At 66.4% G+C, this 24,959-nt stretch carries 26 protein-coding genes and 2 pseudogenes; 15 read left to right on the top strand and 13 right to left on the bottom strand.

Annotated elements, in window-relative coordinates; genetic code table 11:
• Positions 1-88: 88 nt before the first annotated feature.
• From MKAN_RS03645 to MKAN_RS03655, 3 genes are all read right to left on the bottom strand, one after another.
• Entirely contained in the window at positions 89-1,549 is a 1,461-nt protein-coding gene (locus MKAN_RS03645; RefSeq protein ID WP_023365244.1) for a wax ester/triacylglycerol synthase family O-acyltransferase, read from the bottom strand.
• A gap of 250 nt (positions 1,550-1,799) precedes the next feature.
• Positions 1,800-2,468, bottom strand: coding sequence for a carboxymuconolactone decarboxylase family protein (locus MKAN_RS03650; protein WP_023365246.1), 669 nt, complete (start codon positions 2,466-2,468; stop codon positions 1,800-1,802).
• A 43-nt stretch (positions 2,469-2,511) separates the two neighbouring features.
• A complete protein-coding gene (locus tag MKAN_RS03655) occupies positions 2,512-2,913 on the bottom strand; it encodes a nitroreductase family deazaflavin-dependent oxidoreductase (protein ID WP_023365248.1) in 402 nt (133 codons plus the stop codon).
• A gap of 83 nt (positions 2,914-2,996) precedes the next feature.
• Here MKAN_RS03655 and MKAN_RS03660 point away from each other — a divergent pair, with 83 nt between their 5' ends.
• Entirely contained in the window at positions 2,997-3,593 is a 597-nt protein-coding gene (locus MKAN_RS03660; RefSeq protein WP_023365249.1) for a TetR/AcrR family transcriptional regulator, read from the top strand.
• A 16-nt stretch (positions 3,594-3,609) separates the two neighbouring features.
• Here MKAN_RS03660 and MKAN_RS03665 read toward each other — a convergent pair whose 3' ends face one another.
• Positions 3,610-3,924: a response regulator transcription factor gene (locus MKAN_RS03665; RefSeq protein ID WP_165800735.1), complete on the bottom strand. Its 315-nt coding sequence runs from the start codon at positions 3,922-3,924 to the stop codon at positions 3,610-3,612.
• Between the two features lie 368 nt (positions 3,925-4,292).
• Here MKAN_RS03665 and MKAN_RS03670 point away from each other — a divergent pair, with 368 nt between their 5' ends.
• The 5 genes from MKAN_RS03670 to MKAN_RS03690 are packed head-to-tail and all read left to right on the top strand — an operon-like array spanning position 4,293 to position 8,943.
• On the top strand, positions 4,293-4,865 hold the full coding sequence (locus MKAN_RS03670; RefSeq protein ID WP_036393079.1) for an OsmC family protein: 573 nt from the start codon (positions 4,293-4,295) through the stop codon (positions 4,863-4,865).
• A gap of 16 nt (positions 4,866-4,881) precedes the next feature.
• Positions 4,882-6,114 carry an NAD(P)-binding domain-containing protein gene (locus tag MKAN_RS03675; RefSeq protein WP_023365254.1) on the top strand — a complete coding sequence of 411 codons (1,233 nt, stop codon included), beginning with the start codon at positions 4,882-4,884 and terminating at the stop codon, positions 6,112-6,114.
• 10 nt (positions 6,115-6,124) lie between these two features.
• Positions 6,125-7,291 carry an NAD(P)/FAD-dependent oxidoreductase gene (locus MKAN_RS03680; protein WP_023365256.1) on the top strand — a complete coding sequence of 389 codons (1,167 nt, stop codon included), beginning with the start codon at positions 6,125-6,127 and terminating at the stop codon, positions 7,289-7,291.
• 4 nt (positions 7,292-7,295) lie between these two features.
• Positions 7,296-8,546, top strand: a complete 1,251-nt coding sequence (locus tag MKAN_RS03685) for an MFS transporter (RefSeq protein ID WP_023365258.1) — start codon at positions 7,296-7,298, stop codon at positions 8,544-8,546.
• Entirely contained in the window at positions 8,476-8,943 is a 468-nt protein-coding gene (locus MKAN_RS03690) for a MaoC family dehydratase (protein WP_042311745.1), read from the top strand. Before MKAN_RS03685 ends, MKAN_RS03690 begins: the two co-directional genes overlap by 71 nt.
• A 573-nt stretch (positions 8,944-9,516) precedes the next feature.
• Here the strand turns inward: MKAN_RS03690 and MKAN_RS03695 are convergent.
• The 6 genes and pseudogenes from MKAN_RS03695 to MKAN_RS33180 form a co-directional block, all read right to left on the bottom strand.
• Positions 9,517-10,005, bottom strand: coding sequence for a type II toxin-antitoxin system VapC family toxin (locus MKAN_RS03695; RefSeq protein ID WP_023365262.1), 489 nt, complete (start codon positions 10,003-10,005; stop codon positions 9,517-9,519).
• Positions 9,911-10,141: a FitA-like ribbon-helix-helix domain-containing protein gene (locus MKAN_RS32885; protein ID WP_080674001.1), complete on the bottom strand. Its 231-nt coding sequence runs from the start codon at positions 10,139-10,141 to the stop codon at positions 9,911-9,913. Before MKAN_RS32885 ends, MKAN_RS03695 begins: the two co-directional genes overlap by 95 nt.
• A gap of 55 nt (positions 10,142-10,196) precedes the next feature.
• Positions 10,197-10,490, bottom strand: a pseudogene (locus tag MKAN_RS31660) (TIGR03085 family metal-binding protein); the annotation flags it as partial.
• A gap of 664 nt (positions 10,491-11,154) precedes the next feature.
• Positions 11,155-11,373: pseudogene (locus tag MKAN_RS03700) on the bottom strand (TIGR03085 family metal-binding protein); the annotation flags it as partial.
• A 42-nt stretch (positions 11,374-11,415) separates the two neighbouring features.
• Complete coding sequence (locus tag MKAN_RS33175; protein ID WP_420920382.1) at positions 11,416-11,775, bottom strand: helix-turn-helix domain-containing protein; 360 nt, start codon at positions 11,773-11,775, stop codon at positions 11,416-11,418.
• Positions 11,772-12,365: a helix-turn-helix domain-containing protein gene (locus MKAN_RS33180; RefSeq protein WP_023365268.1), complete on the bottom strand. Its 594-nt coding sequence runs from the start codon at positions 12,363-12,365 to the stop codon at positions 11,772-11,774. Before MKAN_RS33180 ends, MKAN_RS33175 begins: the two co-directional genes overlap by 4 nt.
• 495 nt (positions 12,366-12,860) lie before the next feature.
• On the opposite strand from MKAN_RS33180, the gene MKAN_RS03710 reads away from it, so the two are divergent.
• The 3 genes from MKAN_RS03710 to MKAN_RS03720 are packed head-to-tail and all read left to right on the top strand — an operon-like array spanning position 12,861 to position 16,003.
• Complete coding sequence (locus tag MKAN_RS03710; RefSeq protein WP_036393297.1) at positions 12,861-14,531, top strand: nitrite/sulfite reductase; 1,671 nt, start codon at positions 12,861-12,863, stop codon at positions 14,529-14,531.
• 30 nt (positions 14,532-14,561) lie between these two features.
• On the top strand, positions 14,562-15,290 hold the full coding sequence (locus MKAN_RS03715) for a phosphoadenylyl-sulfate reductase (protein ID WP_023365272.1): 729 nt from the start codon (positions 14,562-14,564) through the stop codon (positions 15,288-15,290).
• Complete coding sequence (locus MKAN_RS03720; protein ID WP_023365274.1) at positions 15,287-16,003, top strand: sirohydrochlorin chelatase; 717 nt, start codon at positions 15,287-15,289, stop codon at positions 16,001-16,003. The genes MKAN_RS03715 and MKAN_RS03720 overlap by 4 nt, the downstream gene beginning before the upstream one ends.
• A gap of 8 nt (positions 16,004-16,011) precedes the next feature.
• Here the strand turns inward: MKAN_RS03720 and MKAN_RS03725 are convergent, their stop codons facing one another.
• Positions 16,012-16,944, bottom strand: coding sequence for a LysR family transcriptional regulator (locus MKAN_RS03725; RefSeq protein WP_023365276.1), 933 nt, complete (start codon positions 16,942-16,944; stop codon positions 16,012-16,014).
• Between the two features lie 100 nt (positions 16,945-17,044).
• On the opposite strand from MKAN_RS03725, the gene MKAN_RS03730 reads away from it, so the two are divergent.
• The 3 genes from MKAN_RS03730 to MKAN_RS03740 all read left to right on the top strand — a co-directional run bounded on the left by MKAN_RS03730 (position 17,045) and on the right by MKAN_RS03740 (position 20,110).
• Positions 17,045-18,421, top strand: coding sequence for an FAD-dependent oxidoreductase (locus MKAN_RS03730; RefSeq protein ID WP_225722846.1), 1,377 nt, complete (start codon positions 17,045-17,047; stop codon positions 18,419-18,421).
• A gap of 2 nt (positions 18,422-18,423) precedes the next feature.
• Positions 18,424-18,750, top strand: a complete 327-nt coding sequence (gene fdxA, locus MKAN_RS03735) for a ferredoxin (RefSeq protein ID WP_036393293.1) — start codon at positions 18,424-18,426, stop codon at positions 18,748-18,750.
• A 139-nt stretch (positions 18,751-18,889) separates the two neighbouring features.
• On the top strand, positions 18,890-20,110 hold the full coding sequence (locus MKAN_RS03740) for an alpha/beta hydrolase family protein (protein WP_023365282.1): 1,221 nt from the start codon (positions 18,890-18,892) through the stop codon (positions 20,108-20,110).
• A 50-nt stretch (positions 20,111-20,160) separates the two neighbouring features.
• On the opposite strand, the gene MKAN_RS03745 is transcribed toward MKAN_RS03740, so the two are convergent.
• A complete protein-coding gene (locus MKAN_RS03745; RefSeq protein WP_023365284.1) occupies positions 20,161-20,958 on the bottom strand; it encodes a 1-acyl-sn-glycerol-3-phosphate acyltransferase in 798 nt (265 codons plus the stop codon).
• A 65-nt stretch (positions 20,959-21,023) separates the two neighbouring features.
• On the bottom strand, positions 21,024-21,395 hold the full coding sequence (locus MKAN_RS03750) for a ClpX C4-type zinc finger protein (protein WP_023365286.1): 372 nt from the start codon (positions 21,393-21,395) through the stop codon (positions 21,024-21,026).
• 97 nt (positions 21,396-21,492) lie between these two features.
• Between MKAN_RS03750 and MKAN_RS03755 the strand changes: the two genes are divergently transcribed.
• From MKAN_RS03755 to MKAN_RS03765, 3 genes are read left to right on the top strand one after another with little or no spacing between them, the layout of a single operon-like run.
• Positions 21,493-22,755, top strand: coding sequence for an alpha/beta hydrolase (locus MKAN_RS03755; protein ID WP_023365288.1), 1,263 nt, complete (start codon positions 21,493-21,495; stop codon positions 22,753-22,755).
• Positions 22,752-23,756 carry a tocopherol cyclase family protein gene (locus tag MKAN_RS03760; RefSeq protein ID WP_023365290.1) on the top strand — a complete coding sequence of 335 codons (1,005 nt, stop codon included), beginning with the start codon at positions 22,752-22,754 and terminating at the stop codon, positions 23,754-23,756. Before MKAN_RS03755 ends, MKAN_RS03760 begins: the two co-directional genes overlap by 4 nt.
• A gap of 52 nt (positions 23,757-23,808) precedes the next feature.
• Positions 23,809-24,957: an acyl-CoA dehydrogenase family protein gene (locus MKAN_RS03765; RefSeq protein WP_023365292.1), complete on the top strand. Its 1,149-nt coding sequence runs from the start codon at positions 23,809-23,811 to the stop codon at positions 24,955-24,957.
• Positions 24,958-24,959: the final 2 nt, after the last annotated feature.

Raw genomic sequence — 24,959 nt, forward strand, 5'->3', positions numbered from 1 at the left:
GCGCGGTCGCGCACTTCACTCGCTCGTTTGGTCAGGCCGAGCCCTGAGTCGACGGTGCATCAAAGCTCGCCACGGGGTGGCCGGCAGGTCATCGCGCGGGGCCCGGTCGCACTCGCGACACGGTGTCGAGATCAGCACCCGGCAGTAGTTCAGCGAACGACGCGTCCATGCAATCGCCGTAATACTCGATATCCGGCAGCACGGCCGGGCAGCCGTTGATGCTGACGAGCATGCGTCCGCAATAGCTGACCGCACTGTGCATCAACCCATTTCGTTGCGAGAACGGGGTGAAACCGTAGCTGGCGATCATCCGAGCACCGACGAGATAGATCGGGGACTGCGAACCGCGCATGGTGGTCACGTACGTGTTGGCGACCCACGAGGTGTCCCAGTACTGCCCGAGGTGTGCCGCTCTCACGAGATGGATCGCCGGGACCAGCAGCGCGCCCGGCAAGAACTCGGCGTATTCGACGAACGAGCGCGGACCCACCGCCTCGATGAACGCCTTCGAGCGGGCGCTGGACTCGTGCACGGCCCGCAGCCGGGATACCGGGTCGGCGATATTCGTGCCGAGCGATGCACGGGCCACCGCAAGCTGATTCGCCCCGCGCCGGCCCTTGACGTGTTCCTGCATCGCGATGACCGTGACAAGCGAAGATTCGGGCAGCTCCCCCTTGTCCAGCAGGTAGCGGCGCAGCGCGCCCCCGATGCCCGCAAGCACGACGTCGTTGACCGTGGCTCCCCGCACCTGCGTGCGTGCGGCCCGGATGGCGGCCAGGTCGTAGGCTCGTCCGTCGAAATTGCGACGGCTGTCGGTGCGGTCGTTGAACCGGGTGTGGGGCACGCCGCCGAAAAGCCCTTGCTCCACCCGGCCTGTCGGCATCAGCCGGGTAGCCGCGGCGGGCATCCGGGCCAGGACGGGAACGCTGTGTCTGGCCGCAGACAGCAGCCGGGGCGGTCGTCGGGCGTAGCTGACCGCGGCGCGGACGAGCAGGTTCAGCGGCGACGGACGCGCCTCCGGGCTCCATTCGTCCGGCGGGGCCGGCCGGATTTCCGGGGTGGGGTCATGCAGCGCGCCGACGATGCCCATGCCCGTGATGCCGTCGACCGCCGAATGATGCATCTTGAAGAGCACCACGAAGGCGCCGTCCGGAAATCCCTCGATCTTGCCGAGTCCGTCGATGAAGTAGCAGTCCCAGGGAGGCCGGTGCAAATCCATGCGTTGAGCATGCAGTTGCGACACCTGCTCACAGAGCTGCCGCCAGTCACCGGGGCGGGGCAAGGTCAGGTGGTGCAGGTGCCGGCTCAGCTCAAAGTTATTGTCGCGCACCCAGTATGGGTGATCCAGATCGAACGGGACCCGGGCAAGCACCGAGCGAAAAGCACGGTCCGCGCCAAGGCGGGAGCCGATATGCGCGGCGACATCGCCGAAGTCGACGGTGCCGCCGGGAACCGTCGCCGGGTCGTAGATCGCGAAGGAGCTGACGTGCGCCCCGCCGGCAGCTTCGAAGTAGACGAACGCGGCATCCAAACCGCTCAATTGCTCCATTGTCAGCTACCCGATGATCGATCGAGTGTGGTCGAACCTGGCGGCGCCGAAAAGGCGCGGTTACGTAGGCCAATCGGGCTCCAGGTTCGGTGGCCAGGGGCAGATCTCGCAGGCGCTGCCCTCATGAAAACCCCTATCGGCGAAGCATCATTGCGTTCTGAGGTGAGCCAAGCCCTGATGCCGCCGGGTGGCTAGAGCCGAAAGTCCACTATCGGCAGCCATCAGCCTCGCCGCCGCAGGACCGAACGAACTATGACACCACGTTGTCGAGCTCGCGCAGCGCTGCCGCGGCGCGCGCGATGCCGTGCTCGGCGCAGAAGCGCACCACGTCACGCACGCCGGCGGTACCGAGACCGGCGTCCAGCGCAAGTTCGACGTGCCGGCGGAAGGACTCGCCGAGTGCCTGCTGGGCCACATCGGACGTCAGTGCCATGATGGCGCGTTCGCGGATGCTGAGCCGGTGTTCCGACCACGCCCGCGACAGCTGCCAAGCAACGAATTCGGTGGTCCATTCGTCGGTGGTGCCACGGTCCACCACGTCAGCCACGGCGCCGGGTGCCGAAGCGTCAAGTGCCGAAGCGTCATCGAGATCGCTGGTGTCGATACCGATCTCGGCTGCGACATCGCGAAGCCGCGCAAGCGCGTCGGCCGCCGCCGGATAACCCGAATACGGGGCGACAAAACGGATCGCGGCCAACAGGTCGGCGTAGCTCAGACCGTGCATGGTGGCCGCGGTGACGTGCATCCGAAACGCCAGTCCCAGGCATGGCCGGCAGATATCCATGGTCAGGTTCTGCAGCAACTTCTCCCGGACGCTCGTCCCGCCCAGGCCGAACGTAGCGGCGCCCACGTCCAGCGCGAGCCTCTCGAATTGCGGATCGACCTCTCCGAGGGGACTGCTCGGTAGTTCCACCGTCACTGTGCTGCCTTTCCTTCAACTCCGGCAACGGGATCCACGCGAATCAGCCTGCCGGTGCCAGCTCGCGCACCACGTCGAGCTGGAGGAACTCCGGCGCTTTGATCACCCAGCGAAGCATGAACCGGATGAACTTCGGCATGCCGGTCGCGTTCTCGTCGCGGAACAGGGTCGGGGCACCGAGTTGGTAGTGCCGCCGCCTGGTCTGCAGTTCGCAACCGCCGGCAGCGAGCACATTGCGCACCCAATCGGTACCTGGGCCGTAGGTCAACGCGATCACAAATCCGTTGTCGCGCCGGAAGACCCACAACGGCGTCCGGAAGACGCGGCCCGATTTGCGCCCGCGATGAATCACGACTCCCCATCCGGGTGCCCACGGGGCGATGTAGCGGGTAACGCGATTGAGACCGATTTTGTTGGCCCTGGCGACCCATCGTGGTGCCGGCATCTTAAACTCCTCACTCGTGGAATTTATACGATCAGGCTAACGCTCGCCGATGCGGAAGTCAACGACTGTAGAATTTCGGAGCTATGCGCCCGATTGGACGACGTCCGGGTAACCCCGGCACCCGCAACGTGATCGTGACGACGGCTCGACGGCTGTTCGCCGCCGCCGGATACGACCAGACCTCGGTGCGCGACATCGCCTCCGCGGCCAACGTCGACCCGGCACTGATCCGGCACTATTTCGGCAGCAAGGCCGAATTGTTCCGGTCCGCCGTCGGCTGGCCGTTCGAGCCGGTCGAGATCGGCGGGCGCATCGTCAGCGGTGAACGTGACGAGATCGGCGCACGCCTGACGCGGGTGTTCTTCGAAGCGTGGGAGCAGCCGGACTCGCGCGCCCCGCTGCTGGCGATCCTTCGCGGTGCGGCCACCCACGAGGAGTCCACCACCCTGGTCCGTGAGTTCATTCAGGGCCAGCTGTATCCGCAATTGGCCAAGCCGTTGCGGGGACCGGACGCCGAGCTGCGGATCGACTTGGCGATGGCCCAGCTACTGGGGATCGCCTACCTGCGCCATGTTCTACAGGTGGAGCCGATCGCGTCTGCGCCGTTGGACGAACTGATTACGCGGGTCACGCCAATTGTCGACGCCCACCTCAAACTGGGTGATCCGAGCGACCGATAGCGGCGGCCGACGGCCACTACAGGTCCAGGGTCGCCAGCCGGGCGGCGGCGGCCGCGCGCGCCGACTTCCCCGCAACGCCGAGCTTGGCATAGCAGTTCGACAGGTGCCGTTCGACGGTGCGCACGCTCAAATGCATTGCGGCAGCGATGGAATCGTTGTTCCAACCCTGGGCGATGAAGCGTAGGACCTCGATCTCGCGGTCGGTGAACAGGTCGCCGTCGAGCGGTGGCGCGCTGCGGCCTGCAGGAAGGAAGCCGCGCAACTGCGCGCGGAACTCGTTCCACGCCGGCTCGTCCTCGAGCAGGATGTGATTGGCGCTGTCGAGTGGCACGAACGTGGCGCCCGGTATCAAGGACGCCAGTTTGCGACCCTCGTCGAAGTGCAGAACCGCAGTTCCTGACGCACGTCAACATGCTACGTGTGCGCCGACATGTTGTTGCCGCAATTTGGGTAGTAGCCCCGATGCGGCCATGGGCGTCATATTCCTAACGTTCGCGGCATGGACATCCAGCGCTCGGTGACCAGCCCGCAGAATGCGTGCCTCGCCACCGATCACGGCCCGAACTTTGAGGCGGATGCCTCAAGCGCCGCCATCCCCGTTCGGTCAATCATTTCCACATGGCCCTCCGAGCAGTCCATGACAAGCAGCAGCGCCGAACTGAAATGCGTTGCACCACAACCACCAGAAGGGAACTGTTCATGACCGCACTAGCCACCAAGACAGCCGACCCCGTCGACAACGGCGTCAACGTCGACGCTCTCCTGGGTGTCCGGAACGCATTGCCCGACACACCGGAGATCGCCCAGTTTCAATGGCGGACAAAGGTTTACTGGGTCAACGGTACACACAGCCGATCCAGCGTCGACACCTTCTACGGGTTCGGCGAGCAGCAGCAGCACAAGACGAGCTTCACCTACGACTCCGATCACCCGTTGGCATTCGCCGCACAGGACAACGGCGCCACCCCGGTGGAGTATGTAATGGTTGCCCTCGGCGGCTGCCTGACCGCCGGCATCGCCTCGATCGCCCAGCAGCGCAACATCCAACTGCATTCAGTGCAGGCGACCATCGAGGCCGAGCACGACCTGCACGGAATTCTTGGTGCCGACCCCGACGTCCGCAACGGATTCAGCGGCGTTCGGGTGAGCTATCAGATCAACGCCGACGCGACCCCCGAGGAGATCAAAGCGCTGGTGGCCCAGTCACAGAAGCGCTCGGCGGTCTTCGACATGCTCGCCAACCCGACCGACGTCACCGTCGACGTCAGCTGAATCACGGAGGCCCGCAATGCTGAAGACAGACACCGTCGTGGTGGGTGCCGGCCACTGCGGGCTGGCGATGAGTCGCTGCCTCGCCGACCGCTCCGTCGACCACGTAGTGCTCGAGCGCGGCGAGGTGGCCAACTCCTGGCGCACCCAGCGGTGGGACTCACTACGGCTGCTCACACCGAACTGGATGACCCGGTTGCCCGGTCATGCCTACCGCGGCGACGACCCCGACGGCTACCTCACCGCGTCGGCCACCGCGGATCTGATCACGCACTACGCGAAGGAAACCGCCGCGCCGGTGCGCGCCAACACCACCGTGCTGAGCGTGCGGCCGGCGGAGCGCGGCTACCTGGTGCGAACCGATCAGGACACCTGGTACGCGCGTGCGGTGGTGTCCGCCTCGGGCGCCGCCGCCGTGCCTTCCGTGCCTGCATTGAACCATGCTGTGCCAGAAGGAATAACGACCCTCGCCCCGACCGGCTATCGCAACCCGGGCCAGCTGCCCGAGGGCGGCGTCCTGGTCGTCGGCGCTTCGGCGAGCGGAGTCCAGATAGCCGAGGAGTTGCACCGCTCCGGGCGTCCGGTCACCATCGCCGTCGGCGAGCACACCCGCATGCCCCGCACCTATCGGGGCAAGGACATCATGTGGTGGATGGACGCGGCCGGGCTGTTCGACGAGCGCTACGACGAAATCCCCGACCTGGTCCGGGCCCGCAACCTGCCGTCGATGCAGCTGGCCGGCTCGCCCGAACGGAAAACCCTCGACCTCAACGCATTACGCCGCCTCGGCGTGCGCATCGTGGGACGACTGGCCGGCATCCGCGACGGTGTTGCGCAGTTCTCAGGCTCGCTGGCCAATGTAACAACGCTGGCCGACCTGAAGCTCGGACGGTTGCTCGACACATTCGACAACTGGGCGGCCGAGACCGGACTCGACGGTGTCGACCCGCCGCAGCGCTATGCCCCCACGGCGGTTCCCGCGCCGACGCCGCTCAGCCTGGACCTCGGTTCCGGCGAGATCCGAACAATTGTCTGGGCCACCGGGTTTCGGCCGGATCTGTCGTGGATCGACGCCCCGATCTTCGACCGCAAGAGCCGGGCCCGCCACGACGGCGGCGTGACCGCCAGTCCCGGGCTCTACCTCATCGGTATGCCGTTCTTACGACGCCGGAAATCCACCCTCATCGACGGCGCCGCCGCCGATGCCGCAGACCTGACCGATCACCTCGCCCGCTACCTCGCCACGGTTTAAGGAGAATCCGATGGACAACCACTACGACGTCATTGTCATCGGCGGACGCTGCGCGGGCGCGAGCACCGCGATGCTGCTTGCCCGCGCCGGGTTGCGGGTGCTCGTCGTCGAGGCGGCGCGCCGGGGCACCGACACCTTGTCCACCCATGCGCTGATGCGCGGCGGCGTACTGCAACTGCACCGCTGGGGTCTGCTCGACGCGGTGGTCGCCTCGGGCGCACCCGCCGTCCGGGCGACCCAATTCAGCTACGGCGACGAGGTCGAGACGATCGACATTCGCCCCGGTGACGGGATATCCGCGCTGCGCGCCCCGCGCCGGACCGTTCTGGATGCGCTGCTGCTCGACGCCGCCGCGGCGGCCGGCGCTGAGATCCGCAGCCCGGCACGGGTGACCCGACTTTTGAGCCGCGACGGCCGGGTCTGCGGTGTCGATGGGGTTAACCGGGGAAACCGAAACGCATTTCGGGCCACCGCCACGCTTGTCGTCGGCGCCGACGGGCGCGACTCGCTGGTGGCGCGGACCGTCGACGCGGAATTTCGCCGCCGCGGTACGGCATCGGGCGCGATCATCTACGGCTACTTTCCCGGTCTCGCGCGGGACCGCTACCACTGGGTCTATCGTCCCGGGATCACTGCGGGGGTCGTGCCGACCAATGACGGCTTGGCGTGCGTCTGGGTCGGAATCCCGGCCGCGCGGTTCGAGGCGTCGCGCCCCGAAGACTTCCGGGTGCTGCTGGCCCAGGCGGCCCCGGAGGTCGCCCACTCGATCGCCGCAGCGCCGCTTGGGCGGCTGCGCGGCTACCCGGGTGCGCCCGGCTACCTGCGGGCCAGCGGCGGCCCGGGCTGGGCATTGGTCGGCGACGCCGCCTACTACAAGGACCCCATCACGGCGCATGGCATCACCGATGCTTTGCGTGACGCGGAGTTGCTCGCCAGGGCAGTACTGGCTGCGCCACACGGCGGGCAGGCCCAGCTCGACACCCTGCACGACTACCAGCACACCCGAGACCGGTTGTCGGAGCAGCTATTCAACATCACCGAACGCATTGCCGGCTACCGGTGGGACCTGTGCGAGCTGCGCGAGCACCTTCGCCAGCTGAGCCGAGCGATGCGGCCGGAGGTCGACGAGTTGCTCGGGCTGGATGACCCCAATCGCGAATCTCTTTTGACCGGATAGCCGGATGTTCAATCGGCAACGCGCCCTGATCGCACTGGTCCAGATCCTGGGTTTGTCCGTGTGGTTCTCCACCACCGCGGCCGTGTCCAGCCTGCGCTCGGAGTGGGGCCTCGGGTCCATCGCAGCCGGCTGGCTGACCGCCTCGGTCCAAATCGGTTTCGCGGCCGGGGCGGTCGCCTCAGCGCTGCTGACCCTCGCCGACCGGATCAGACGGCAGCGCCTCGTCGCGGCCGGTGCCGGCTGCGCCGCCGTGTGCACCGCCGTACTCGCCTGCGGCGCACACGGTCTCGGCGAGGCGATCCCGCTGAGATTTGTCACCGGGTTCGCGCTGGCCGGTGTGTATCCGGTGGGCATGAAACTGATGGCCACGTGGTCGGAATCCGCCGCTCGCGGGCGCTCGTTCGGCGTCCTGATCGGCGCACTCACCCTCGGGTCGGCGCTTCCCCACCTGATCAACGGTCTTGGGCCGCTGCCGTGGCGGGCGGTGCTGGGCATCGCCGCGGCATTATGCGCGGTGGCTGCCGTCATCGCGCTGGCCGCGCTGGTACCGGGACCGCACCTCGACGGCCGGCTGATCCGCCCGAGCCCGCGCTATGCGTTGGCCATGTTCGCCGATCGTGGCGTGCGGCTCACCAATGTCGGCTATTTCGGCCACATGTGGGAGCTGTATGCCCTGTGGACCTGGTTGGCGATATTCCTCATGGCCGGCAACCGCCGGGATGCGACGGTCGCCGGCGGCATCGCGTTCGTCGCGATCGGTGTCGCCGGCGCCGCGGGGTCGCTCGTTGGCGGATGGGCGGCCGACCGCATCGGCCGCCGGCCCGCCGCCCTTGGCGCACTCGCCGTCAGCGCATCCTGCTGCCTGGCCTCACCGCTGTTCTTCACCGCGCCGACCCCGGCGCTGGTCGCGTTCCTGGTGGTGTGGGGTGCCTCGGTGATCGCCGACTCCGGGGTCTTCGCCACCTCGCTGAGCGACATCGCGCCCAAGAACCTCGTCGGTACCGCACTGACCGCACAGACTGCCATCGGCTTTCTGTTGACCGTGGTGGCGATCCACCTGGTCCCGCTCGCCGCCCAGCTCGTCGGTTGGCGGTATGCGTTCCTGGTGCTCGCCCCCGGTCCGGCGATCGGTGCAGCTGCAATGTCCGCATTGCGTGTCCATCACCTCACTAAGGAGAAACCCCATGATTACCAACATGATTCGCAGCACGCCGATGGTCGGGCAGACTGCCGAGCTCTCGCGCACCATCGGTGACGACGACATCGCGCTGTTCACGCGGATCAGCGGAGACCGCAATCCGCTGCACTACGACGAGGCCGCAGCCAAGGCCTGCCGGTTCGGCGAAATCGTCGTCCAGGGCGGAGTCACCAGCGCGATCCTCAACGCCGTCGTGGCCGAAGAACTGCCCGGCCCCGGAACGGTGTTCCTCAACGTCAACTGGTCTTTCAAGGCGCCGGTGCGCCCAGGCGACGTCATCACCGGCCGCGTCGAGGTCACCTCGGTGCGCAGCGACAAGCCGATCACCGAACTCAAGACCACCGTCATCCGCGACGACGGCACGGTCGTGCTCGACGGCACCGCGGTCTGCTACACGATGGACATCTCCTGCGTGGGCGACCCGAGTCCGGTCTTACCGCAAAGGCCGGGCTAGGGATCAATCACGCGGGCCCCCAGGGCCGGAGGGCGGCTGCTGGAAGCCTGGGTCGTCTGATTCGGAATCACTCGCTTCCCAAGATGTTTGAGGTATTTCGAGGTGACCGCACATCGGCGATAGCTAATCCGAGACCCGGCACACCACCGAACTAGGATGGCCGCTTGATGTCTGCGAATGCTTCCTTGGACGTGCAGGCACCCCTCTTTTAGCACCTCGATGCCCGCATCTTCGCTCCAACCTCTTGTCGCGGCCGGCGTTTTGGTCGGTGCACATGGAGCCATATCGAGTGTGCAGCAATGGCTTTGAGTGCGCGTTTAGGGCGGGAATGTCCACGATCGGACCGCCCTGACGGCACAGTCGGCGCCGCACGCGCACACTCGGCGCCGTACGCGCACACTCGGCGCCGCACGCGCCGACGGACGCTGACACCGTTGCCCCAAAATACCCCGTCAGCGCCAACCCCGACCAGTTCACAGTGACACCCCAAGGTGCGCAATGGCTCTCGCATTCAAAGGCGGGCAAGACCAACAACTCCCAGTAATAGGTGTGATTGCTTTTTCTCGACAGCTGTCAGCAGTCGCTGATTGCGCTGACGACCTCGATTTCGCAATGGGTGCCTGAAGCACGTGAAAGACGTGCATCGGCGGTGACCAGCACGATGTCGAGAGCCTCGGCCAGCGCAACATACGCCGCATCGTAGGCCGTAAGGACATGCTGCAGTTCCCATACCCGGTGGAGCAATGGCTGATGCGAGGACCGACGAAGCGGCAGATTCGTCAGGTCTGCCACCGCGCTTGCGGCCCGTCGGGCCGGCATACGTTTCGCCGCGACCTGGCGGCGCCATACCGAGACCACCTCGAGGTCGATGAGTTCGGGAGCAGCCAAAGTCTCATCGGCCAAACGTTCCCGCGCAAGCCGGCCGTCTGATGCGTCATCACCCAGCGCTACGGCCAGCACGCTCGCATCAACGACGATCACGATCCGCCCGGACGTCGCCGACGGCAGATCTGAAAGACACGCGGCCACCACGGCGGGTGGCGACGCGGTCGAATACCTCATCCAGCGTGGGTTGATTCGCCTCGGCGATGAGACGACTTCGAAGGTATTCCTGTAAGGATTGATGTGCGCGTGCGGCTCGCTGCCGCAGAACTCGGTGGGTGTCCTCCGGAACGTCTTTGATCTGCACACTAGGCATGGCGCCATTCTGGCGCTACTAGCGCCAGAATGCAAGTAGCACGGTGTCTGACTCGCATGCCGAAGTGCGTGCGCCGCAATGTCGCAACGGCTGCCGGGGGCCCCGAGACGTCGACCTGTGCTGCCACTTGGCGCCCAAAGACATACAAGAGCAGCTCCCCCGGCGGGCCGCTGAGCCGCGCCGCAGGTTCACCCGGCCGAACCCGAACCACCCCGCCGGCCCCGGCCCACTCGACCTCCAGCCCACAACCGCGCAGCCGCCGACTCAGATTGCGCGCCCCGCGGCGAACGTTCCGCCTTAACGCGGCATCCATTGCGGGCGTTAGGCTTCGGGGTGCCCAAGCGTGCGCGCCATTGTCGGTACCGGCCATCCCGGCTGAGGCTTGCAGCACGCCGGCCAACCGGGTGACTGCCGCAGCCGCCTCGTCGTGGAGTTGCCGCCACGCGGCGGCAGCCTGTTTAATTACCTGCGGATCAACGTCTTGGGTCATGTCTCATCCGGTGATCAGCTCGAACAGTTCACTGTGGTAACGATTACCGCGTCAGCGGTCTGGCCTAACCACGCCACGCCCCCGCGTTGGGCCGTAACGTCGATTCACTGGACCATGGATCCCCGGCGGCAACGACCAACAGGCTTAACCATCAAGTCACGCACCTGTACCACAAGTCGGTTGGCATTCCCCGCGACCCACATCCTAGTTTTAACTGCGGGACATTAACGCCAAGCCCGGAGGTCGCGCCAGGTCCGGTCGGGAAAATCCCCACAACGTGGGCCTGTCGTCGCACTAATTCAGGAGGCTCCGATCCCTCGACTGCACCCGCTGCTGGCGAATGACGGCGCAGTTTCGTGATAGCGCAGGTAGCTGGCAGGCCGCAACCAGTCGGCGCGGGAACTCCATCACGACTGACACCGCCGCACGCACTGGACCGCAACGCCTTGGTTACCTTTTCGATTGCATGGCGCAAACGGCATCCACCCCGGCGAGTCTTGTTAGCAGACAACATGATCCAATCCTCAGCCAATCCGGCCCGGCGCCCCTCGGCGAATCGCTGGAACGGACCAGGCAGCACAATTCACACGCCGGCCGCCAGATCGCGCTCGCGCAATACGATGTGGGCGGCCAGATCGTGAGCGGTCCAGCCCTCGAGCAAGGTGGGAACACTGGGCCCCAGCTCGTCGAAAAGGTCGCAAAGTTCCAGGCGCTCCTGCATGTCCAACGACACATCGGCCATACGGTCGGAGTCTACGAGCAATGCCCGGCGAGTAACCCGTCGCTACGCGTCCCAATATCGCCGCCGTCGCGAGGCGGGCTGATAGTTCGGGCCCGCGGTCTCGTCCACTCGCTGCAACAGCAGTTCACACGGAGGCTCGAACTGCTCGGCGAACCTGATCGCGGCGGCTTCTCCGAGCATCTGCCACGGCTGGGTGGTCAGCTCGTCAGTTCTGCGTTCAACGGCTTCGCGGAGATCGAGGCCCGGCTGCGGAACCGTTTCTGCGGCCGCCAATCCCTTGGCACGCAAACGTTCCCAACCCGCCCAGAGGTCGTCGGCCGACGTGCCTCGCGACATCCCCAGCCAGTCTTTCTCGTAGCCTAGCCACGCGTTGTGCAGAATCGACGCCTCGGCATGGGTCAGGCCAGCAGCCGTGAGGACCGCTCAGTGAGTGTCACCCCGCCACTCCCGCAGGCAGTTGACCGCATGCCAGCCCGACAGCAACGGATCATCCGGACGCGGCATGTCCAGGTGCGCCGCGAAAAACACCCGCCCCATCCGGGGTAAGGCTTCCACACGGGCCAAAGCCCGGGACCCAGCTCTTCCAGGGACGCCACGATATCCGGGGCGTAGGCGCGAAGCCCTGCCACGACCGCCTCGTCACGAGCGCGCCAGAAGTCCAGGAACGACCGTCCGGACCGCGCAACCGCCGGGAATAGGACACGTAGCGCCAGCGGCGAGATCGAGCCGAAAGCGGCAATCACCGCCTCGGGGCCCGCGGGCGCGAGCGGCGCGGCGCGTGCCGCCAGGTATCCGGCGGCTTGGTAGCCCGGACCGGCGGCCAGATAATCCGGCAATCCGAGGGCTTCATACCGTGCGACAGCGCCCGGATCCCAGAAGATCCAGCCCACCGCGGTTTGGACGGAACGCGCGTTGCGTGCGGTGATAGCGGGCCAGTCGGGTCCGTTCGGTGGACCGACCGGGATCCAGAGCGGCAGTTCGCTCGACGCCATCGACGTCTCGTCCCTTTACTGCACCCTTTGAACTGAATGTCCCCGGCGCAGTTCAGTGATAGCGGACAATGCTGGCAGACCCCTGCCAGTCTGCTGGGGAATACCTTACGACTGGCACCGCCGAACCCGGATCGCATCGCCTTGCCCTGCTGACAATTTCGACGACAGGGAGCGATTCAATTGCGAATCATGCTAGCAGACAAGATGATCGAGCCGCGCATTCCCGGCTCGGACTCGCGCCGCTCACAACCAAACGATGTGACCTCACAACATGAAGGTCCCTACCGGCACCACAGCCGGTGGCGCAACATCGATGTCATGACCCGTGGGTCCGGTGAAGTACCTTCGGGTACCTGCCGCTGACCAACATCATCGTTGATGTCGCAGGCCGGTCCGATGGCCGCCCACCGTCGACTCCCGCCGGAAGGGACACAACCGCCAAAGCGCAGCGCGCAACGGCGATCCGGATCGCCAATGTTCGCGAAGGAGTATGCCATGACCACAGCAGCCCGTCCCGCCAAGACTCGTAACGAAGGCCAGTGGGCACTAGGACAGCGTGAGCCCCTCAACGACGCGGAACAGTTCAAGCAAGAGGACGCGCCGCTGAATGTCCGCGACCGAATCCTGAACGTCTATGCCAAGCAAGGTTTCGACAGCATCGAAAAATCCGACCTGCGTGGCCGCTTCCGTTGGATGGGCCTCTACACCCAACGTGAACAGGGTTACGACGGCACCTGGACCGGTGAGGAAAACACCGACACCATCGAGGCCAAATATTTCATGATGCGGGTGCGCTCCGACGGCAAGCCGATGTCGGCCGCCACGGTGCGCGCCCTGGGCCAAATCTCGACCGACTTCGCCCGTGACACCGCCGACATCGGCGACCGGGAGAACGTCCAATTCCATTGGATCCGAATCGAAGACGTCCCCGAGATCTGGGACCGGCTGGCGTCGGTCGGTCTGACCACCACCGAGGCCTGCGGCGACTGCCCGCGCGCCATCCACGGTTCACCGCTGGCCGGCGACTCGGTCGACGAAATCCTCGACCCCTCGCCGGCGATCGACGAAATCCTGCGGCGCTTCATGAACAATCCCGAATATGCCAATCTGCCGCGCAAGTACAAGAGCGCGATCTCGGGCCTGCAGGACGTCTCCCACGAAACCCACGACGTCGCCTTCATCGGCGTCAACCATCCTGAGCACGGCCCGGGGATGGACCTGTGGGTCGGCGGCGGCCTGTCGACCAACCCGATGCTGGCCCAACGAGTCGGCGTGTGGGTTCCGCTCGACGAAGTTCCCGACGTCTGGGAAGCGGTCACCAAGCTGTTCCGTGACTACGGCTACCGGCGGCTGCGCGCCAAGGCCCGGTTGAAGTTCCTGGTCAAGGACTGGGGTGTGGCCAAGTTCCGCGAGATCCTGGAAACCGAGTATCTGCAGCGGCGGTTGATCGACGGCCCGGCCCCGGAGCCGGTCAAGCACCCGATCGACCACGTCGGGGTGCAGCGGCTCAAGAATGGGCTCAACGCCGTCGGGGTCGCCCCCATCGCCGGCCGGGTATCGGGAACCATCCTGTGCAAGGTGGCCGACCTCATGGAAAAGGTCGGTTCGGAACGCGCCCGGTTCACCCCTTATCAGAAACTGGTCATCCTCGACGTCGCCGACGACAAAGTCGACGAACTGGTGGCAGGTCTGGATGCCATCGGTCTGCCGTCGCGTCCGTCGGCGTGGCGCAAGAACATGATGGCGTGCACCGGTATCGAGTTCTGCAAGCTGTCGTTCGCCGAAACCCGGGTAAGGGCACAGTCTTTGGTGCCGGAGCTGGAAAGCCGTCTGGCCGACATCAATACCAACCTGGACGTGCCGATCACCATCAACGTCAACGGATGCCCGAACTCGTGCGCCCGAATTCAGGTCGCTGATATCGGTTTCAAAGGCCAAATGGTCGACGACGGGGACGGCAAACCGGTCGAGGGGTTCCAGGTCCACCTCGGCGGCGGCCTCGGGGAAGACAGCGGATTCGGCCGGAAACTGCGCCAGCACAAGGTCACCAGCGACGAACTGGGCGACTACATCGATCGGGTGGTCCGCAACTTCGTCAAGCAACGCCACGACGGCGAACGGTTCGCAACCTGGGCGCTGCGGGCCGAGGAGGCCGACCTTCGATAAGTCCACCCGAAACGAGCGGAGGACGACGAGATGAGTTATACCGAGGCGCAGCTACGTGAATTGGCTGCCCGTGGTGCCGACGAGCTGGACGGTGCCAGCGCCACCGACCTGTTGCGTTGGACCGACGCCCATTTCGGCGGCGTCAACGGCCCCCGGGGCTGGGCCACCTGCAACTACGTGGTCGCCTCCAACATGCAAGAAGCCGTGTTGGTCGACCTGGCCTCCAAAGTGCGCCCGGGCGTGCCGGTGATCTTCCTCGACACCGGCTATCACTTCGCCGAAACCCTCGGCACCCGGGATGCAGTCGAATCCGTCTATGACATCCGGGTTCTCAACGTCACCCCCGAACACACGGTGGCCGAGCAGGACGAGCTGCTCGGCAAGGACCTGTTCGCCCGCAACCCCACCGAGTGCTGCCGGCTGCGCAAGGTCGTCCCGCTTACCAAGGCGCTGCGAGGGTATTCAGCCTGGGTCACCGGCATCCGCCGAGTGGAGGCGCCCACCCGCGCCAACGCCCCGCTGATCAGCTTCGACGAGGCGTTCGGACTGGTGAAGGTCAACCCGCTGGCCACCTGGACCGACGAGGACGTGGAGACCTACATCCAGCAGAACAACGTCCTGGTCAACCCGCTCGTTGACGAGGGCTACCCGTCGATCGGCTGCGCCCCGTGTACAACCAAACCGGCCGCCGGCGCCGACCCGCGCAGTGGGCGCTGGCAGGGGCTGGCCAAGACCGAATGCGGGTTGCACGCCTCATGAGCACATTGATCCTCACCGCGCACGGCAGCAAAGATCCGCGCTCGGCGGCCAACGCCCGAGCCGTCGCAGCCGAGCTCACCCGCATCCGGCCCGGACTCGACGTGCGGCCGGCCTTCTTGGAACTGGCCGAGCCGGCATTCATCGACGTGGTCGCCGGCTTGCCCAACGGCCGTCCGGCCGTCGTCACGCCCCTGCTGCTGGCCAGCGCCTACCACGCACGCCGAGACATCCCCGACCAGATAGCGCGTGCCGGCGCGCACGGCGTCCGCCAGGCCGACGTGCTCGGCGAAGACGTTCGCTTGGTATCGGTATTGCGCGAACGCCTGGCAGAACTCGGCATTTCACCGCTCGACCGGGACCTGGGTGTGGTAGTGGTAGCGATCGGCTCATCGAACACCGCAGCGAATGCGCGCACCGCGCAGGTGGCCGCCGCGCTGGCCGCCGGCACCCGCTGGGCCGGAGCCACCATCGCCTTTGCCACCCGGCCACAACCGTCGGTGGCCGACGCGGTCGCACGGTTACGGCGCCGCGGCGCCCGCCGCCTCGTCATCGCACCGTGGTTCCTGGCACCGGGGCTGATCACCGACCGGGTGTGGAACTACGCGCGCGACAACGGCATTCCGATGGCGCAACCGCTGGGGGCGCACCGACTGGTGGCCGAGACGCTCCTCGACCGCTACGACCAGGCGCTGGCCCACCACGCCGCGGCCTAGCTCCGTTGCTAGCCGGAGCGGATATGGCTGAGGAGCTCCCGGATGGCTCCAGCGGGCGGGGTGCGCCCGCCCACCCAGATGGCCCGAAACTGGCGCCGCAGATCCAATTCCGGGACCGGGACCGCGCTCAATCGGCCTACTGCGAGGTCGTCGGCAACTGCCAGCCGGCTCATGGCCGCCGGCCCGGCGCCGGCCAGCACCGCGGCCCGCATGGCCGCGGCGGAGGATAATTCGAGCACCGGCGACGCTTGGCGCACATCGTCGCCCAGCACCTGACGCAGCGCAACCGTCAGCGAATCGCGGATGCCCGAACGGGGTTCGCGGGTAACCAACGGTGTTTGCGCGAGTTCACCGGCACTCACCGGGTGTGCTCGCCGAGTCCACTTGTGACCTGGCGGCACAACGATCACCAGCTCGTCATGGCCCACCACACAGCTGCCCAAACCCTTTGGCGGCCCGGGGTTTTCGACGAATCCGAGATCGGCGGCGCCGCCGCGCACCGCGGCGATGGCGTGCTCGCTGTTGGTAGCCGTCAAGATCACCTGGGGGGCGCTGTCGCCGCGCCGCCTGGCCGCGTCCTGTAACGACAGCAGCCAGTGCGGCATCAGCTGTTCGGCGATCGTCTGGCTGGCCACCACCTTGATCCGCTCGCGCCCCTCCTTGCGCAGGGCACCCAGACCGGCATCGACCTCGCTCGCGACGTCAAGTAAGCGCGCAGCCCACTCGGCGACGACCACGCCGGCCGGGGTGAGTTGTGAGCCGCGGGTGGTTCGGGCGGCAAGCGTCACGCCGACCTGGGCTTCCATCGCCGCGAGGCGTTTTGACACGGCTTGCTGGGTCAAGCCCAGTTCGCGGGCGGCACCGCCGAGGCTGCCGGTCTGCGCGATCGCCAGAAAGATCTCGAACGAAGCGAGTTCGGGCATGCGGGAACTGAGCGGCATGGTTGATGAAACCACGAAAACGGCGACACAACCATTGTTTGTGACAACACAACATCGACACGTCTACCCCGGTCCGGCGGGGACGACAACCATGAGATTCATGACCCGTCCATATCACGTAGCGATTGTGGGTTCCGGTCCGTCGGGATTCTTCGCCGCAGCGTCGCTGCTGAAAGCCGCCGACGCCGGCGAACAGCTCGAAGTCGCGGTCGACATGCTGGAAATGCTGCCCACGCCATGGGGTTTGGTGCGCTCCGGGGTGGCACCCGATCACCCCAAGATCAAATCGGTCAGCCAGCAGTTCGAGAAGACCGCCGAAGACCCCCGATTCCGGTTTTTCGGCAACGTCACGGTCGGCCAGCATGTCGAGGCCGCAGAACTCGCCGAGCGCTACGACGCGGTGATCTACGCCGTCGGCGCCCAATCCGATCGGCCCCTGGGCATTCCCGGCGAACAGCTGCCGGGCAGCGTCGCCGCGGTCGATTTTGTCGGCTGGTACAACGCGCACCCACACTTCGAGCAGATGGACCCCGATCTGTCGGGCAGCCGCGCCGTCGTGGTGGGCAACGGCAACGTCGCCGTCGACGTCGCCCGCATCCTGGTGACCGATCCCGACGTACTTGCGGTCACCGACATCGCCGACCACGCAGTGACGGCGTTGCGCGCCTGCCATATCGACGAAGTGGTGATCATCGGCCGGCGCGGCCCGCTGCAGAGCGCGTTCACCACCCTGGAATTGCGCGAGCTGGGCGAGCTCGAGGGCGTCGACGTCGTCGTCGATCCTGCTCAGCTGGAGGGCATCAGCGACGACGACGCGGCGGCCGCCGGTAAGGTTGCCAAGCAGAACATCAAGGTGCTGCGCGACTACGCCACCCGCGCACCCCGGCCCGGACACCGCCGGATCGTGTTGCGGTTCTTGACGTCTCCCATCGAAATCAAAGGGAACGACAAGGTGGAAAGTATCGTGCTCGGCAGCAACGAGCTGGTCAGTGACGCCAGCGGCCGAATGGTGGCCAAGGACACCGGCGTCCGGGAGGAACTGCCCGCGCAGCTGGTGGTGCGATCGGTGGGCTATCGCGGTGTACCCACACCCGGGCTGCCATTCGACACCAAGAGCGCCACCATCCCCCACACCGACGGCCGGATAACGGGCAGCCGCAACGAATACGTCGTCGGCTGGATCAAGCGCGGACCGAGCGGGGTGATCGGTACCAACAAGAAGGACGCCCAGGACACCGTCGACACCCTGCTCGCGGACCTGGCCGCCCAATCCGGCAGCGGCACCCTCGCCGAGGACCGCGCTGACGAACTGGCCCGGTGGCTGGCGTCCAGGCAACCCCAGCTGGTCAGCGCCGCGCACTGGCAGGCGATCGACCGCTTCGAGCGGGAAGCCGGCGCCGCGCAGAACCGGCCGCGGGTGAAGGTGGCGAGCAGATCGGAACTGCTTCGCATCGGGGGCTGTCAGGAAGGAGAATGATTGTGGCATACGTGATTGCCGAACCCTGCGTTGACATCAAGGACAAGGCCTGCATCGAGGAATGCCCCGTCGATTGCATCTACGAGGGCGCCCGGATGCTTTACATCCACCCCGACGAGTGTGTCGACTGCGGCGCGTGCGAACCGGTGTGTCCGGTGGAGTCGATTTACTACGAAGACGATCTTCCCGGCGAGTGGAACGAGTACCAGCAGATCAACGCCGACTTCTTTGCCGAGCTCGGTTCGCCCGGAGGCGCGTCGAAAATCGGGATGACCGAGAACGACCCCGCCGCGATCGTGGAGCTGCCTCGCAAGGCGGAGGCGACCTAGAGGCGACTAGAGCCGACTAGAGCCGACCTAGCGCGCGAGTTCATCCGAACCGTTGGGCTTAAGCTGATCGATGGGCTGATCGAAGGGCTGATCGAAGGCTGATCGAAAAGCCAGACCGCATCGAACAGGGTGACACGAGATGCCTGACATCGACCAGACCGACCGGCGCCGCGACAGCGCCAATCCGCTGCTGCAGGTGCTGGGTCCATTCACCCGCACCGGCGGCTTCTACGCCCGGTCCTGGGGCACTTATCTGGACCGTCAGCCCGACGAGTTGCCGGTGGCTCGGCCCACCATCGCGCTTGCCGCGCAAGCGTTTCGCGACGAAATCCTGCTGACCGGCTTCGGCATGCTGAGGTCGGCGCCCAGCGCCTCCTCACTGGAGCGGATAGATCGCGAAGTCCTTGCCGCACTTGACGTTTACCAGGACAACGGCTGGCTGGCCCATCCCGAGGGATTCTTCGCCGCACCCCCGCCGCTGACCGAGGTGACGGTCAAGCGGGTGGACAGCATGGGGCGCAGCTACCAGCGCCTCTCCTTCGACAGCGGCTACGAGCCCCACCCGGGCGAACCGGGCCGCGAGCGGTGGCTGAGCTACACCGGAAACCACCGCGAGTACGCGCTGATGTTGCGGCACCGCCGGCCACGGCCGTGGCTGGTGTGTGTGCACGGTGCGGAGATGGGGCGGGCCGGACTCGACCTGATGCTGTTTCACGCGTGGTATCTGTACCGCAACCTCGACCTCAACGTCGTACTTCCAGTCCTGCCGCTGCACGGGCCGCGGGCACGCGGGCGGCCTTATGGCGCCGCGTTTCCCAGCGAGAATGTGCTCGACGCGGCCCACGGTGCCGCTCAGGCGGTGTGGGACATCCGGCGCCTGCTGTCCTGGATCCGCGCACAGCAGCCCGACGCGATGATCGGGCTCAACGGCATATCCCTGGGCGGTCTCATCAGTTCGTTGGTCGCCAGCCTCGACGACGGGCTCGGGTGCGCGATCCTGGGGGTACCGGCCGTGGATCTGGTGGAGCTGGTCGGCCGCCACGCCGGCCTCAGCGGCCACCGCCGCCTCCGTCAGACGATGAGGTCGGCCCGGCCTATCGGCCGGATGATCTCGCCATTGGCGCTGAGCCCCCGTGTTCCCATGGAGGGCCGCTTCATCTATGCCGGCGTTGCCGACCGGTTGGTGCACCCCCGGGACCAGGTCAGCCGCCTCTGGGAGCACTGGGGCAAACCGGAGATCCATTGGTACCAAGGCGGTCATACCGGTTTCTTCCGCTCCCGGCCGGTGCAGCGGTTCATCGACGACGCACTGGCGCAGTCCGGGATGGTGGACCCGGCGAGGTTACGGCCAAGACGGTGAGACCGCCGGGCGTCGCGGTGGCGTCAGGGCCCACGCGGTGATCGCACGTGTCAGCCGAGGATCGGGAAGCGCCGCTGGGCGGCCAGCTTGTCGAGGCCGTTCTGCATCACCCGGCGCACGTGCGCGTCGACGTCCTTGACGTCAGGAGCGTCGCCGAATTCCTCGGCGACGCGGACGGGCGGCAGCACCTCGACGACGATCTTGGTGGGCAGCGGCATGTTGACCGGCGCGACGATGCTGAGCCCGAACGGGAAGCCGAAGGTCACCGGCAGGATGTTGGTCCGGAACAGCTTGCGCTCCAATTTGGTGAGCCCAAGAGCGCGTGCCAGCCGTCTGCCGCGGGTCAGGAAAAACTGGCCTTCCTGGCCGCCGATGGAGACCGCGGGCACGATCGGCACCTGTGCTGCGACGGCCGTGCTCACATAGCCGGTTCGGCCACCGAAGTCGATGACGTTCTCCCGCAGAGTGGGCCGGTAGACGTCGAAGTCACCGCCCGGGAATACCAGCACGACCGCACCGGCGGCCAACGCCATAGCGGCGTTGTCGCGCGTTGCGCGGATCACTCCGGTGCGCTTGAAGAACTCACCGGCCGGCCCGGCGAACAGTGTGTCGAAGCCCAGGGCGTAGAGCGGGCGGTCGTAGCCGTACTTGTCGTAATAACCCACGGCGAACACCGACAGGTCCACCGAAACCAGGCCGCCGGAATGGTTCGAGACCACCAGGCATGCGCCGGGCGGGATATTGTCCAGACCACGCACCTCCGAACGGAAATACCGCTTGACGATCGGCCTGGTCAGCGTGATGACGTGCTCGGTCAGGCTGCGGTCCCAGTTGTCGATGTCGCTCATGTCGTTCCCGGGCGCATAGTTGCTGAGCTGAAACCGATGGTACGCCCGCCCGGGCAGCGGCGGGGCTACTGTTCTCCAGAGAATCGTTCCCACGCGGACTGCCGAGTGATACCAAGAGCGGCACCGATTCTCGACCACGTCACGCCACGGCGACGAAGCTCCACTACCCAAGAACGCAGATCGGTCTCGACCTGCCGCGCCACCACTGCCATGCGCGGAATATGGCCGAGCATCTGCTTGTCGCTCATGGACTCCCACACCGGCAAGCGAAGCTCGGCTGGCTGGTCGCGGTACTTTTCCATGATCGCGTCGGCAACCCCGACGCACTCGTTGCAGATGTGCACTCCCGGACCCGCCACCAGCTTGCCCACCTCGGTGTTGGACTTGCCGCAGAACGAACACCAGATCTGGGCGGTTCCCGTGGTTTGCGAACTCATCGCGACTCCCTTCTGTCAGGGTTATCCTGACAAGGATAGGGCGTCAGGGTCGGCCTGACAAGCCGGCCGGGAAGACGCGCTAAGTAAGGTGGCCCACATGGGCAGAGCTCAGTTCATCCACATCCTCCGGCAAATCGGCGCTCTGGTAGTGACGGCGGTGACTGCCGCCTCCACGCTCAACGCATATAAACCCCTGGCGCGCAACGGGTTCGCGTCGCTGTGGTCATGGATTTTCGGTCTGGTCGTCACCGAGTTTCCATTGCCGACACTGGCCAGCCAGGTAGGCGGACTGGTGTTGACCGCCCGGCGCCTGACCCGGCCGGTGCGGGCGCTCTCCTGGCTGGTCGCTGCCATCTCGGCATTCGGTCTGCTCAACTTCAGTCGTTCAGGCCATCGAGCCGATGTGCCGCTTACCGCCGCGTTGGACAGCGGCTTGGGGACCGGTCGCCGCACCGACTCGGACGGCCTGTGGCGCCGCCCGTCCGGCGGTGGCACCGCCAAGACTCCCGGACCCCTGCGCATGCTGCGGATCTACCGCGACTATGCCCACGACGGCGACATCAGCTACGGCGAATGCGGCCGGGCCAATCATCTCGATATCTGGCGACGTCCGGATCTCGATCGCTCCGGCAAGGCGCCGGTGCTGTTTCAGATCCCCGGCGGCGCCTGGACGACCGGAAACAAACGCGGACAAGCCCACCCCTTGATGAGCCACCTCGCCGAGTTGGGCTGGGTCTGCGTGGCGATCAACTACCGGCACAGCCCGCGCAACACGTGGCCCGATCACATCGTCGACGTCAAGCGTGCCCTGGCCTGGGTCAAGGCACACATCGCCGAGTACGGCGGCGACCCGGACTTCATCGCCATCACCGGCGGCTCGGCCGGCGGTCACCTGTCGTCGCTGGCAGCCCTGACGCCTAACGATCCGCAATTTCAACCGGGATTCGAAGACGCCGATACCCGCGTCCACGCGGCGGTGCCGTTCTACGGTGTCTACGACTTCACCCGCTTCGACGACGCGATGCATCCGATGATGCCGGCGCTGCTCGTAAAATCCGTCCTCAAAGAACGCCCCGCGACCAACCTGGAACCGTTTGTCGCCGCGTCACCCGTCAACCATGTTTCCGCTGAGGCTCCGCCGTTCTTCGTGCTGCACGGCCGCAACGACTCACTGGTACCCGTCGAGCAGGCACGCGCGTTTGTCACCGCGCTTCGCGACGTCAGCATCGAACCCGTGGTGTACGCCGAACTGCCGCTTACCCAGCACGCTTTCGACATCTTCGGATCGGCCCGGGCGGCGCACGCGGCGATCGCCGTCGAGCAGTTCCTGGCCGAGATCTACGCGACGCGGCACCGATGACCGCCGCATACCTGCGCTGGGCCGCCGAGGGTATCGCCAAGCGACTGGTCGAGACCTATCGCAGCACCGGCGCCGACCTGCCCTTCGGCGATCCGCTGCCCTCTCATGGCTGTGAAATGGAGGGCTGGTTCTGGCGCCTCACCGACAGCGCCTCGGATCGCGTCGTGGTAGGGCTCTGCAGCGTCAACCGCCACCCGGACGGGGACTGGGCCACCGTGGCGGTCGCGTTGCATCCCGGCGGCATTGTGCGGTCGGCCGCGCTGGACGAAGCCGAAGCGGAATCCTCGCCGTTCACGGTCCACGCCGGGACAGACCCGGCCGGCAGTTTCGCAGCCGCCACCGATGGGCTACGGATCGACCTCGACGACATCCATCTGAATCTGCGATTCACTGATCTGTTCCAATGGCCCAAGGTTTTCGGGGGCGGCGGAGTCTTCTCCTCGATCCCGTTTCTGAACCAATACTGGCATCCCTACCGCCTGGGCGGGAAGGCAAGCGGCACAGTCGAATTCAGTGACAGCACCTGGACGTTCGATGACGCCCGGCTCTATGGCGAACGGAACTGGGGCGCGGGCTTTCCCGAACGCTGGTGGTGGGGCCAGGCACACGATTTCGACGGCGCAGACGTCTCCGTCGCGTTTTCGGGCGGACTTCTTCAGCTCGGCCCCATCCGTCAAGACGTCACCGGAGTGGTGGTGCGCCTCGGTGACGAGGTGATTCGGATGACGCCGCCGGCGCTGGTGCGATCACAGGTCGGCGACGGCCACTGGCGTATCCGGGCGTTCACGCCGCTCTACCAGATCTGGCTGGACGGTGACGACGCCGGCCGCGATCCGCACGTCTTACCGGTGCCACTGCCCGCGCAGCGGCGCAACGTCGACACCGACTTCGAGCACCTTGCCGGCCGGCTGCATTGCGTCGTGCGCAAGTTGGGCCGGGTCGTCTTCGACGGCACCTCCGAGTTGACGGGTCTGGAAATCGGCAGCCGGCCGCCCGGGTAGCGGCGCCGGTCGTACCGGACACCGCACCCGCACCAGACAGTATGGTCGGCAGATGACCGCCGGTGTCACGCAAGCATTCGTGGATCGACTGGGCCAGCGTGCGCGGCAGGCCGAGGAGCTTCGCCGGTTACCCGCCGCCACGATCGCTGAACTGATCGAGTCGGGATTCTTCGACCTGTTGAGGCCCACGCGGTATGGCGGGCAGCAGGCCCAATTCGCGGCGATCTTCGACCCGGTACGGCGGATGGCACACGGCTGCGCCTCTACCGCCTGGACCGCGTCGTTCTACACGCTGCACAACTGGATGCTGGCCCTTTTCGACGAGCGTGCGCAAAGCGAGGGATTCGCTTCCCGACCGTTTCTCGCTTCGTCACCCTTGGCGCCTACCGGGCGCGGTGTCGCGGCGGACGGGGGCGTTCGGCTGTCCGGTCGCTGGTCGTGGGCCACCGGCGTGATGGACGGCAACTGGACGATCGTCGGCGCGCTCTGCGGTCCCGATAACGCGATTTACCCCGCACTGGCCCTGGTGCCCGCTGACGACATCCGGATTGTCGACGTCTGGCAAACCGACGGGATGCGCGCCACCGGCTCCAACGACGTCGTCATCGACGGCGTCTTCGTCCCCGCGCACCGACTGGTCAAGGTCAGCGATATCTACGCCGGCACCGCGCCGGGTGCGCTGCTGCACGACGCGGACGTCTACCGCTGGCCGCTGATACCCGCGCTGGCGATGGTCGCCGCGATGCCGGCGCTGGGCGCCGCCGAGCGCGTCACCGAAATCTTCGCCGAGCGACTCTTCGAACGTGTCCTGGCCTACGAGGGTGGCACGCAGAAAGACAAGCCGGCCGCTCAAGCCCGACTAGCCGAAGCCCGGGTCCGGCTACGCGCCTTGCACGGACTGCTGGCTGACACCGTCGGGCGCATCGACCAGACCCTGGCGGCCGGAGACCGCGTCCCGCGCCCCGTCCGCGCCGATGCCCGCCTGGCCGCCGCGCACATCGTGCGCGAATCACGCGCGGTGATCGCCGGCCTGCTCGAGGCGTCCGGCGCCAGTGCACACTTTCTCAGCAGTCCGCTACAACGGGCCAAACGCGATGTCGACGTGCTCAGCGGCCACGTGGTCTTCGACTACGACGTCAGCCGAGAACTGGCCGGCGCCTTGGCAATTGGCTTGAAGGTCGCACCGACCGCCATGGTCTGACC

The organism is Mycobacterium kansasii ATCC 12478, assembly GCF_000157895.3.
Taxonomy (GTDB): domain Bacteria; phylum Actinomycetota; class Actinomycetes; order Mycobacteriales; family Mycobacteriaceae; genus Mycobacterium; species Mycobacterium kansasii.